This is a genomic window from Aurantimonas marianensis, from assembly GCF_024195285.1.
Taxonomy (GTDB): Bacteria; Pseudomonadota; Alphaproteobacteria; order Rhizobiales; family Rhizobiaceae; genus Aurantimonas; species Aurantimonas marianensis.
This window is the reverse complement of sequence record NZ_JALHBS010000124.1, coordinates 1-10,996: the sequence shown is the minus strand read 5'-3', so window position 1 is coordinate 10,996 and position 10,996 is coordinate 1. Positions and strand designations below refer to the sequence as shown.

The 10,996-nt window shown below is 62.1% G+C and carries 8 protein-coding genes; 2 read left to right on the top strand and 6 right to left on the bottom strand.

Annotation, left to right across the window (positions count from 1 at the left end):
• Window positions 1-72 precede the first annotated feature (72 nt).
• From MJ956_RS18420 to MJ956_RS18395, 6 genes are all read right to left on the bottom strand, one after another.
• Window positions 73-261: a hypothetical protein gene (locus tag MJ956_RS18420; RefSeq protein ID WP_253965882.1), complete on the bottom strand. Its 189-nt coding sequence runs from the start codon at window positions 259-261 to the stop codon at window positions 73-75.
• A gap of 449 nt (window positions 262-710) precedes the next feature.
• Entirely contained in the window at window positions 711-1,928 is a 1,218-nt protein-coding gene (locus tag MJ956_RS18415) for a glycosyltransferase family 4 protein (protein ID WP_253965881.1), read from the bottom strand.
• Window positions 1,925-3,907 (bottom strand): acyltransferase family protein, encoded by a 1,983-nt coding sequence (locus tag MJ956_RS18410; RefSeq protein ID WP_256477949.1) that lies wholly within the window; start codon window positions 3,905-3,907, stop codon window positions 1,925-1,927. The genes MJ956_RS18415 and MJ956_RS18410 overlap by 4 nt, the downstream gene beginning before the upstream one ends.
• Before the next feature lie 81 nt (window positions 3,908-3,988).
• Window positions 3,989-5,134 (bottom strand): non-hydrolyzing UDP-N-acetylglucosamine 2-epimerase, encoded by a 1,146-nt coding sequence (gene wecB, locus MJ956_RS18405; RefSeq protein ID WP_253965879.1) that lies wholly within the window; start codon window positions 5,132-5,134, stop codon window positions 3,989-3,991.
• Between the two features lie 66 nt (window positions 5,135-5,200).
• Window positions 5,201-6,343 carry a polysaccharide biosynthesis C-terminal domain-containing protein gene (locus MJ956_RS18400; RefSeq protein WP_253965878.1) on the bottom strand — a complete coding sequence of 381 codons (1,143 nt, stop codon included), beginning with the start codon at window positions 6,341-6,343 and terminating at the stop codon, window positions 5,201-5,203.
• Window positions 6,340-7,389, bottom strand: coding sequence for a polysaccharide biosynthesis protein (locus MJ956_RS18395; RefSeq protein WP_253965877.1), 1,050 nt, complete (start codon window positions 7,387-7,389; stop codon window positions 6,340-6,342). Before MJ956_RS18395 ends, MJ956_RS18400 begins: the two co-directional genes overlap by 4 nt.
• A 447-nt stretch (window positions 7,390-7,836) precedes the next feature.
• On the opposite strand from MJ956_RS18395, the gene MJ956_RS18390 reads away from it, so the two are divergent.
• Window positions 7,837-9,126 (top strand): MATE family efflux transporter, encoded by a 1,290-nt coding sequence (locus MJ956_RS18390; RefSeq protein ID WP_253965876.1) that lies wholly within the window; start codon window positions 7,837-7,839, stop codon window positions 9,124-9,126.
• A complete protein-coding gene (locus MJ956_RS18385; RefSeq protein WP_253965875.1) occupies window positions 9,123-10,367 on the top strand; it encodes a glycosyltransferase family 4 protein in 1,245 nt (414 codons plus the stop codon). The genes MJ956_RS18390 and MJ956_RS18385 overlap by 4 nt, the downstream gene beginning before the upstream one ends.
• The last annotated feature ends 629 nt before the right edge of the window (window positions 10,368-10,996 follow it).

Below are 10,996 nucleotides of genomic sequence, written 5' to 3'. Positions count from 1 at the left end.
ACAGGCCGATACCGGCTGCGAAGTAGACCAGCGCGAGGGTGACAGGCGTCACCAGAACCGCGTTCCTGAGCGTCACAGCAGCCATAGGACAACCGCCCAGATCGCCGCAGCCAGGGCGTACATGCGAGACCACATGCCGACATGCAACGGTCGCCCATCTTCATCGACCGAGATCATCTGGGCGAGAAAAAGAGCACCGGTGGATATGAAGACCGTCGATATGAGCAATGACATGATGAAACCGTCTAGCGTGTCGCCCACGCCGGCTGCTCGTCAGGGGCACACGCTCTGTCATGACAGAACTCGGTCGAAACGGCGTTGATCACGATAGCGAATATGAAAAACGCCGCTGTTGCTGCTGCGATCGTAAGCGATTTCCCGCCGACCAGGAAGAGTGATTTTGCCATTTCATTTCCCGATCTAGAAGACGAGGGTAGTCTATCCGAAGCCATGCCAGAAGGTCCAGCAAATCAACTTCCGTAACGTTGTGCTCGCCTCATTGCTGGCTTGGATCACAAGGCGCCCGGATTCTGTTTCGCGCATAATCGCGACCGGGAAGCCTTCGGCGTACTCCATCACCCCACCATGAGCGCTATCCGAATCGGTCAAGTATATAAATTGGCTTTGTTGGCGCGGCAACCTGGGCAATCGTCGGAAACGGATTCAGATGCGCCGGCACTTTCGGCTTGAAGCGCCCGTCCGCGACGGCGTCATCGCTCGGCCCCGCCCCGGTCTTGCTCAGAAATATCGCTGCTATGCCCTTGTCCGGTGTCCAGCGTCCCGAACAGATCGAGCCAGCGGCTCCGCGCGGCCTCGCGCGAATAAAGCGGACGGCCGCTCTCCACCGTGCTCGCCCCGCGCCATCGCGCCGCCATGTCGACGACGATGTCGACCAGGCGGTCCATCTCGACGTCCCAGGGCGCCGTAACGCCGAGACGGTGTTCCTCGATATCCCGCGCCAGCGCGCTCTGCGGCTCGACCAGCGCCAGCACGGGAAGCCCCGCGGCGAGATAGCTGAAGGTCTTGCTGGGATAGGCAAACCGATAAAGCCCTGGCCGCAGCGTCACGATGCCGACGTGGTATTGCGCCATCAGAGCGAACGCTTCCTCGGACGAGACGCCGGGACGGAAGCGCACATTCTGGATGCCTTCGTCCCTCACCCGCGCCTCGAGTGCCGCCTTTTCGCGACCCTCGCCCAGAATGTCGAGGACGGCGATGCCCGGATCGACGCGCGCGAAGACGTCGACGAGAGTCGAGAGATTCTGGAAGCGGCCGACATTACCGGCGAACAGGAAGCGGGCGGGGCCGCCCTCATTGCCCGGCGCCCGTTCGCCAACCGGCTCCTGCGCGGAGAAATTGTTGATCGAGACAAGACGCCGGGGACGTGTTCCGCGCTCGCGCACCACGTCGATCATGTCGTCGGACAGCACCACCACCACGTCGGCGTGGTTCATCACGAAGCGGTCCAGCGCGACGAGAAGGCGCGACAACAGGCCGGGCTTCATGATCCCCATCAGGATCGCGATATCGGGATAGATGTCCTGCAGGAAATAGACGAAGCGCGCGCCTCGCAATCTCGCGGCCAAGAGCAAGGCGAGAGCCTGGACCACCGGCGGGATCGAGGTCGTCCAGACGACGTCGCGCCTGCGCCCGAAGACGATCGCCGCGCTGGCGAGCAGCACGAACAGGAGGCCGTTGACGGCGCGCACCAGCCCATAGCCGCGCTCGGGCAGAAGCGGCAGCCGGCGAACCGTCGCGCCGTTCCATACGCTTCGCGGGGGTTGCCGGGGCATCTTCAGATGGGGCCGGTAGTCCGGCTGGCCGGTCAGCACCTCGACCTCGTGTCCAGCCTCCACAAGCCAGCGCGCGATGTCGTTCATCAGCACCGTCTCGGGCCAGAAATACCGGAAGACGAGCGTTGCTTTCAATGTCCTGCTTCCTGCCTGAGGCCGAATTTCGCCGGCCAGTCCATCGTTGCGAGGCGCTCCCCCAGATAAGCGGCGCCTTTCGGAGTTAGGTGAGCGAGATCATAGGAAATCAGTACGCCCTCCCTCGTCACCCTTTGGCAGCCATCCTCATTGCACAGCGGTTGAAGAAGATCGATGACAGTCACACCTTGAAGCGCCCGGAGTTTCCTGTTGATGGCCACATTGCCTTCGAAGTACGGGGTGCGGATCTCGTGAGCATTGGGCTTGCCGCCATGATGAGCGAAGAACTCGATTCCGGTTCCGGTGAGTATCCTTCTCGCCGTGACAGCGATCTTCGCCGACGGATTGAGTGTGCGCAACACCGCCAGTTGCTCATCGAGGACGTCGGCTGATGACTCGCTCCACTCGAATGCGACGACGATCGCGTCCGCTTCCGCGAAGATCGATCGCCCAAGATTCGTCGCATGCTGTCGCCGGCAGCTTTCTTCCATCTTCGGTAAATACGTTTCGTAGTACGCGTCGGAGACCGGGAACAGTGTCTTGCAATTATCCAGGACCGGTACCGTCGCGAGGTCTACCGACCCGGCCCACCCGCCTTCGCCAAGGATGTTGACGAAATCTGCTCCCATGCTGTCGCCCACCACCAGCAGTTTCTGACGGTCGCTGCCATCGAAACTCCGCTCTTCGGCCAGAAAGCGTTTCCACACGTAATCGTTGAGCGCTTCGACTTCGTAGGAAAGCTGCTCCTGAACCTCCTCCGGATAGCGCCAGAGCCATCCATTCGAGCTCCAGAGACCGGCCCAGCACAGACCGGATACGGTTGCGGCCAGCGCACTTTGCCGCAGGAATACGGAACTCCTGACTTCTTCGGCGCCCGGCAGACGGAACCGGCGCTCGACCAGATGGAACATCGGCACCGCAAGCAGGATCGACACGACGATCAATCCTGCCCCTTCACCGGCCGAGAGAGGTGTGAATGTCCAGTATCCGTAGAACACGATGACAGGCCAGTGGACGAGATAGAGCGAATAGCTGACCTTCCCTAGGCCAGTCATCACCGGATTCGTCAGCACCTTGCCGAAGACGGGAGGCGCTCCTGCAAGGATGACGCACGCTGCGCCCAGACAGGGAAGCAAGGCGTTCCATGAGGGAAAGATCGCGGTCTCATCAAGCAGCAGCACAGAGAGGCCGATCAGCAGCAGGCCGATCGCCAGCAGGGCTTCTGCAAAGAGCTTCGGTGTCTTCCAACCACCCCCGAGCCACACGCATAGGGCCCCGATCGCAAACTCGAAGACCCGGAATGGCGCGAGGAAGAACACCGCTGCAGGACCGTCGGCTCGCGGCGCATCTCCGATTCCGGACATCACATCGAGGATAGCGAGCCTGCCGTCGGCCATGTCGAGCGCGAACAGGAAGCTGGCGAGGCCCGCGAGAGCGATGGAGGCCGGGCCGATCCATCGCGAGCGGTTTCTGACCGCCAGCACCACCAGCACCGGCCACACGAGATAGAACTGTTCCTCCACGCCCAGCGACCAGGTATGCAGAAGCGGCTTCAGGATGGCATCCGGGTCGAAATAGCCGCTTTCAGCCCAGAAATAGATGTTCGATACGCTGAAGAGCGCGGCAACCAGTGCACCCCCGACGCGGCTCAGGAACTGGGGAGCGAACAGGAATGCCGCGCCTATGAAGCTCAGCCAGAGCGTCGCCAGAAGCGCCGGGAACAAGCGCCGCATGCGCCGGACGTAGAAGTGACCGAAGCGGAAGGTCCCCGTACTGTGCACTTCGTTCACGATGAGACGGGTGATCAGAAAGCCGCTGATAACGAAGAAAACGTCGACTCCGGCAAACCCCCCGGAAAACGTCACGAAGCCGGCATGGAAGAAAAGCACGGCCATCACCGCGAGCGCTCTCAACCCGTCGATTTCCGCTCGGTAGGGAAGCGATCCGTGCCCTCGCCCTTCGCTCCGATTCCCGTTCATCGTCCACCACTATGACTTGGCGCAGCGGCGCGACCGCAGGAAAGCGAAAATGAACCAGGGCGCGGCGAACGGCAGGGCGGCTCAGCCCCGCGCTCCGTCCAGTCCATGCCAGCGGGCCGACAGTTTCGCGGTGCCGAGAATCAGGCGGACGACGCGTTGCGAGCTATTGTCGATGCGATAGTCCTGCGGAACCGGCGGAAAGCGTCCGGCGCGGAAATCCGCGATCGCCATGTCCACCGAGGCCGCGATCACGTCGCGATCGAGGCCGGTGATGATGATCGAGCCGGTGTCCATCGCTTCCGGCCGCTCCAGCGCGTTGCGGACGGTCACGGCCGGGAAGCTCAGGATCGAGGATTCCTCGCTGATCGTTCCGGAATCGGAGATCGCGCAGAGCGACTCCATCTGCAGCTTGTTGTAGTCGTGAAAGCCGAAGGGTTTCAGGAACCGCAGTCGCTCGAGCGTCTCGATGCCGTAGGCCTCGAGGCGTTTGCGCGTGCGCGGATGCGTCGAGATCACGACGGGCATGTCGTGCCGTTCGGACAGCATCTCGAGCGCTTCGACGATGGCGCGCAGCTGCGGCTCCGAATCGACGTTCTCCTCGCGATGGACCGAGGCGATGAGATAGCCGCGCGGCTCGAGCTCCAGCCGCTCCAGGATGTCGCTGGCCTCGATCCGGTCGCGATAGAGCGCGAGCACCTCCGCCATGGGAGAGCCCGCCACGATGATGCGCCGGTGCGGCAGCCCTTCCGACAGGAGGTGACGACGAGCATGTTCGGTGTAGCAGATATTGAAGTCGGACATGTGATCCACGAGGCGCCGGTTGAGTTCCTCGGGGACATTGAAATCGAAGCAGCGGTTGCCCGCCTCCATATGGTATACCGGGACACGGTTCTTGCGGGCCGCGAGGGCGGCCATGCAGGAATTGGTATCCCCGAGCAGAAGCACCGCGTCCGGCTTCTCCCGGCGAATGATCCGGTCGGCCCGGGCGATGACGCGGCCGATCGTTTCCGCCGCCGTTTCGCCGGCCGCTTCGAGGAAATGGTCGGGCGCGCGAAGCCCCAGATCCTCGAAGAAGACCTCGTTCAACTCGTAGTCGTAATTCTGCCCGGTGTGGACGACGACGTGCCTGATCGAATCGGCGTCATCCAGCGCGCGGATGGTCGCCGAAAGGCGGATCCATTCCGGCCGCGTGCCGGCGATGGTCATTACCTTCATCATCTCAGTCATTCTCGACAAGCTCTTGGTCATTGGAGCAGGAAATTACGAAAGGCGCGGGAACGGCCCCGCGCCGCATCATGCCGAGCCGCCGTCAGGCAGAACGCGATCGCGATAGGTGTCCGGAGCCGCGGGGTCGAAAATTTCATTGGTCCAGAAGAGGGTGAGCAAAGGCTGCTCTCCGACATTCTCGATGCTGTGGGTATGAAGCGTCGGCATATCGACGGCCGCCGGCCGCTCGCCCGATACGCGGTATTCCCACACGGTGTCGGTGAGAACCCGTCTTATCCGGATGACCGCCTCGCCGGATACGACGAGAAAACGCTCCACCTTGTCGAGATGGAAATGATCGCCACGCGTTATCCCCGGCTCCGTCCAGGACAGAAAAGTCTGGCCGCCGCGGCCGCCACCGCCCTTGACGGCCTCGAAGAGTGTTCCCCTGGGATCGGTATTGAGCGTCAAAGGTCGCGGAAAGCCGTCAGGATAAAGGGCCGCGCGATAGCTGTTGAAGAGCGCCACATCGAAGGGATCGGAGAGATCCGGCACGATATTGGCCAGGTAGCTCTGATGAAATCCGGCGATCTTCTGGTGCAGATCGGGGACGCTGACCGGTTTGCCCGCAAGGAATTGGCGACCGGTCTTTCCCGCCACCACCGCGTCGATGGCCGACTGGGCCGCGGCGCCCGCATGGAGGAGCTCGACACGCCCGTCCGGATTGATCGACGGCGTGGCGCCATCGATGACCTGGCGGCAAAGCGTCGCCGTCACATTGTTGTAGAATGGCCGGGCACACTCGCCGAAGATATGCGGAAGCACCAGATCGGTATAGGCGAGCCCCGACGCGCCGAAGGCTTCCCCCGCCCGTCGCTTGGACCGGCCGTAAGGCGTGTCCTTTTCGGCGTGGGTCGAATTGGCGTAGACGATGTGCGGCTTTGCGCCCGCCGCGTTGACGCTTGCGAGCAGGGCCTCGGCGATCCGCAGATTGGCGTCCTCGATATCGTCGTCCGGCGCGCGATTGACGCCGGCGAAGTGGAGGACGGCGTCCGCGTCACGAAACGCCGCGAGCGCGCGGTCCTGGTCGTTGAAGCCGGAGCGATCGAGGGCGGCGACGGCGAAAGGTTCCGCTTCGTTCCTGAATTGCGCCATCGCATTGGCGGCCCGCAGCCGGCAGGCGGCATGCCAGCCGAGCAGCCCGCCAGCCCCGGTGACGACGACCTTCATTGCCGGGCACCGCCGTTCCAGCTTTCCAGTTCGCTCTGCATTTCCGGAAGTGTCATGAGCAGCGCTTTGACATCCTCGACACTCATCCGCTCCGAATTGTGCGAATGATAGTCCTCGTATTCGGCCGTTTCGCGATCGCCCTCGACGAAGTAGGATTTGTAGTTCAGGTCCCGGTCGTCCATCGCGATGCGGTAGTAATCGCCCAGGTCCTCGCTGTGCGAGAGTTCCTGGGCGTTGGCGAGCGTCTCATACAGCTTTTCACCGTGACGCCAGCCGATCACGTCGACCGGATGGTCAGGGCGCGAGAACAACTGCTTGATAGCCGTCACAAGGTCCGCGATGGTCGCCGCTGGCGCCTTCTTGATGAAGAGATCGCCCTGGCGCGCGTGATCGAAGGCGAAACGCACGAGCGCGACCGAATCCCGCAACGGCATCAAGAACCGCGTCATCGTCGGCTCGGTGATGGTGATCGGCAGGCCCGACTTGATCTGCTCGATGAACAACGGAATGACCGAGCCGCGCGAATACATGACGTTGCCGTAGCGCACGCAGGAAATGGTCGTCGCCGTGCTCTCGCCGACGATTTCGCGGGCCGCGGCCTGGGCGACCTTTTCCATCATCGCCTTCGACATGCCCATGGCGTTGACGGGGAAGACGGCCTTGTCGGTCGACAGGCAGACGAGGCTGCGCACGCCCGCCTCGATACCGGCCCGCACGACATTCTCCGATCCGACGATGTTGGTGCGCAACGCCTCCATCGGGAAGAATTCACAGGACGGCACCTGCTTGAGGGCCGCCGCGTGAAAGACGCAGTCGACTCCACGCATGGCGTGTTCGACGCCGGCTCGATCCCTCACGTCGCCGATGTAGAATCTGATGCGCGGATCGAGCAGCGTGCTGCGCAAGACATGCTGCTTCTCCTCGTCGCGGCTGAAGACCCGCACCTCCTCAACGTCATTTCCATCGAGCAGGGTCCGGAGCATGGTCTTGCCGAACGATCCCGTCCCGCCAGTGATGAGTACCGTGCGTATGCGTTTTGCGGTCATAGGCTGCTGCTTGCCAGTTCAAGGGTTAAGTTCGCCACCCGCTGCTCTTAGTATGCGGGCGCTCGCGCTGACAAGGGGTTGGCGATGCCATTCCAGGGCTGCCGCACAGGGCCGCCGACCGATCCGGCGAAGTCGTTGAACGGCTGGAGTTCGCCGCTTCCGCGGGCGGTTACCGGCTTGCAGACCGCGATGCGGCTTTTCTCGTCGCGGCCGAAAACCGGCCAAGGGCCTGGCCGGGTCACGCCGGCATAGGCGAAGCATGGAGACAACCATGGCGTCGCCAGCACGGCGCGGCCCTTGCGGCCCTTGCGGCCCTTGTCGCATCCCGTCCGAGTTGTGTATCAGCGGGTCGCCGTATATGGGGTGGGTGCGACATGCCGCCGGCGGCGCGCCGGCGCCGCGAACGAACCCTTGAACGTCCACATCGCTAAAAGACGGCTGAAGCGAATGTCGCAAATCGCCTCGATGACGATTTTGGTGGCGATGGTCGGCCTTCGGACGGGCGCCGTGCTGGTGTTGTTCAAATTCCTGGCGACGAGTTTCGGCCCGGATGGGTTCGGCCAGTTGAGCCAGGTCATGGCGGTGGCCGCCGTCTTTTACATGATTGCCGGCGGCGGTCTGACCAACGGTATCGTCAGAAACGTCGCCGCGGCCCCCGACAGGGACGCGAGCGCGTCGTGGCTGAAGGCGGCGCTTCCGATCGTCGCGATATTCGCCGTGGCCCTGGCCGCGGCGGCGCTCGCCATCTGGCTGTGGGGATCGTCGTTTCTGTTTCCCGAACAGGATATGGGATATGTCCTGCTCGCCGTGGGCCTTGCTCAAGTCGTCGTCGGAGCAGGCAATCTCGCCTTGGCCTATCTGAGCGGTATCGGTGCCGTGCGCACCTTCGCGGCGGCCAATGCCGGCGGCACGATCATCGCGACCGGACTGATCGCCGTCCTGGCGCTGACGACCGGTTTCCGGGGCGCCGCGGTGGGGGTCGCCTGCCTCGCCCTGGCGCCGGCGTTTCTCGGACTGGTCGCCTTCGGACGACATATGGACTGGAAACTCGTGTGGAAGGCCGCCTTCGTCCGACGCCAGATCGGTGAACTCCTTCAATACAGCGGCAGCATGTTTCTCGCCGCCGGTGCCGTGCCTCTGGCGCTCGTCTATATGCGCGCGGATCTGGCCGAGTCGATCGGATGGAAACAGGTTGGTCTCTGGCAGTCGGTCGCCCGTATCTCGGACGCCTACATGCAGGTTTTCGGCGTTCTGTTCATGAACTATCTGCTGCCGCAGCTGGCCCGCCTGCCATTGGCGGCGCGGGGGCGGCGGCTGGGCCAGATCGCGATCGTCATCCTCGCATTGTTTCTCGTCGGCGCGGCGGTGTTTCTGGCTTTTTCCGACACGGTGCTGCGCCTTGCGTTCTCCGACACCTTTCGCGCCGCTGGAATTTACGTCGGTCCGCAACTGTTGGGCGACGGGCTGAAGCTGGGCGCCCTCGTCTTCGTCTATTATTTCGTCGCGGCCGGACGGGCATCGGTCCAGGCCGGCGCCGAAGTGCTGGTCGCGGCGATCATGGTCGTCGCCTACATCGTTCTGCTGCCAAGGCTCGGCGCGCTGACGCCGCTCGTCAGCTATGCGATCGCCAGCTCGGTCTTGCTGCTTGTGATGGCCGTGGTCTATACGCGGCATCGGCTCCGTCGGCCACGTCTCGCGGCGGAAGATGGCGACGCGCCACGGAAGGGGATGATGTGAACGTTCTGATGCTGTGTTCTCGCTTCCCGTTGGAAGTGGGTAACGGCTACCTCACGAACGATTTGGCTGATGCAATGGTGGCTGAAGGGGTACAGGTTGCTGTCTCCTGTGTCGACTGGGGTGCCCCATATTCTGCGCCTACACACAACGCAATCACCGAGAACGGGGTCCAAGTGTGCGCAACGTCACCGGTCGCCGTGCGCGGATTCGGGTCTCTGACGGAGAAGACGACAAAATGGCTGCTCTCTCCCCGTCGTGCGGCTTCTTCGGCCCGGAGAGCCTTTCGCAATCATAATTTCGACCTCGTGATCGGTTTTTCCCCGTCAGTGACGATCGCGCGCCAACTTTCATGGGCTATGAAAAGCTTTGAAGCACGGAGCTACTTGGTTCAGTGGGATTTTTTTCCTTTTCACCAGCGCAGCCTTGGTCTGATACCTAACGGTCCGATATTCGAATTTGCCCGCCAGCGCGAAGAGGCGCTGATGCGCAAGTTCGATACAATCGGGTGTATGTCGCCTAAGAACGTCGATTATCTGAACGCGCGCTATCAGCTTCGTCCGGAACAAGGGGTGGAGGTATTGCCCATATGGTCGAATGTGGCGATACCTGGCCCAATTGACAGGAATGTTGTCCGGAAACGATACGGCCTTCCGCTAGACCGTCCTGTCGCGGTTTTCGGTGGCCAGATCACGGAAGGACGCGGCATAGAGGACATGCTTTCCGCTGCAGAATTTCTGCGGCAAGCTGGTTCGGATATAGCTATGCTTTTTGTGGGCGAGGGGCGGCAATCATCGCTCGTTAAAGCTGCGGCTGAGCGAGATGATAGTAATGTCCTTTACAGGCCGCGGATCGCTCGAGACGAATATCTCAAACTCCTCACTGCGGCGGACGTAGGCCTGATCGCCACTGTGCGCGACGTTGATGTCCCCACCTTCCCATCCAAGGTGACGGATTATTTCCGCGCCGGTGTACCAGTAGTCGCATCGGTTGAGACGTCGACAGATTTCGGCGAGTTCCTAGCCGACCACGATGCGGGGCTTCATGTCGCTGCTGGAAACACCGGAGCACTCGCCAACGCAATCGAAAAACTGGCGACCGATCGCGCATTATCTAAACGATTCGCTGAAGCAGGACGGGCGTGTCTGAGGTCGGTTTTCGACGTGCGGCTCGCAGCACGCCAAATCCTGAATTCAGGGACACGGGGGGAGACCGGCAAATGCGCTTTCTTTAGTGATTCCTAATTCGTAGAGTGCAGAGAGACCTCGCTCCGGCGCCATGAATCCGGATCACGTATGGTCTGCCCCCCGAAACGGTTTGGTGGCGAGAAATTTCTTTGGTGTCTCCGCATGGCCGGCGGGGTCCGGAAAAGTGTACGGATACTATCACCCCTTCGATTCGGAGGGACGGATCGTCGGGAATGCATGTGTTCTGGCAGTAGAATTGCCCTTCAGTGCGGTTAGTCGTGTGGCGGCTACCCTTGTGGGACCCAGCAAGAAGGAGGGCTTGTGGGCGGCGCAGGGCGAAATTGCCGACAGCCGAGGGGAAACGGGCGGCGACGTGGCGCGCGATCCCTAAAGTTGACACTGATCGAGCCATCCGCGTAAAGGAGGCTCTCGCGACAGCTGGTGCGAACACGGTGTCATTGCTCATATCGACTGCATTCATTTCCACCGGCCTTCTCTTCCTCGCTCAAATTATTTCGGCTGACGAAGATGGGCGGCTGGCACACATCGGCCTGCGGTCTCGCATGTACGCCTTGGCTGCGACGATCTGGGCGGTGATCCTGTGGCTCGTGTGACGCTCAGGAACGCGGTTCTGGTGACGCCTGTCACCCTCGCGCTGGTCTACTTCGCAGCCGGTATCGGCCTGT

What these genes read in the sequence shown, in the direction of transcription:
- wecB (WP_253965879.1), bottom strand. Translation starts at nt 5,134, where the DNA reads ATGACTGAGATGATGAAGGTAATGACCATCGCCGGCACGCGGCCGGAA.
- MJ956_RS18410 (WP_256477949.1), bottom strand. Translation starts at nt 3,907, where the DNA reads ATGAACGGGAATCGGAGCGAAGGGCGAGGGCACGGATCGCTTCCCTAC.
- MJ956_RS18400 (WP_253965878.1), bottom strand. Translation starts at nt 6,343, where the DNA reads ATGAAGGTCGTCGTCACCGGGGCTGGCGGGCTGCTCGGCTGGCATGCC.
- MJ956_RS18395 (WP_253965877.1), bottom strand. Translation starts at nt 7,389, where the DNA reads ATGACCGCAAAACGCATACGCACGGTACTCATCACTGGCGGGACGGGA.
- MJ956_RS18390 (WP_253965876.1), top strand. Translation starts at nt 7,837, where the DNA reads ATGTCGCAAATCGCCTCGATGACGATTTTGGTGGCGATGGTCGGCCTT.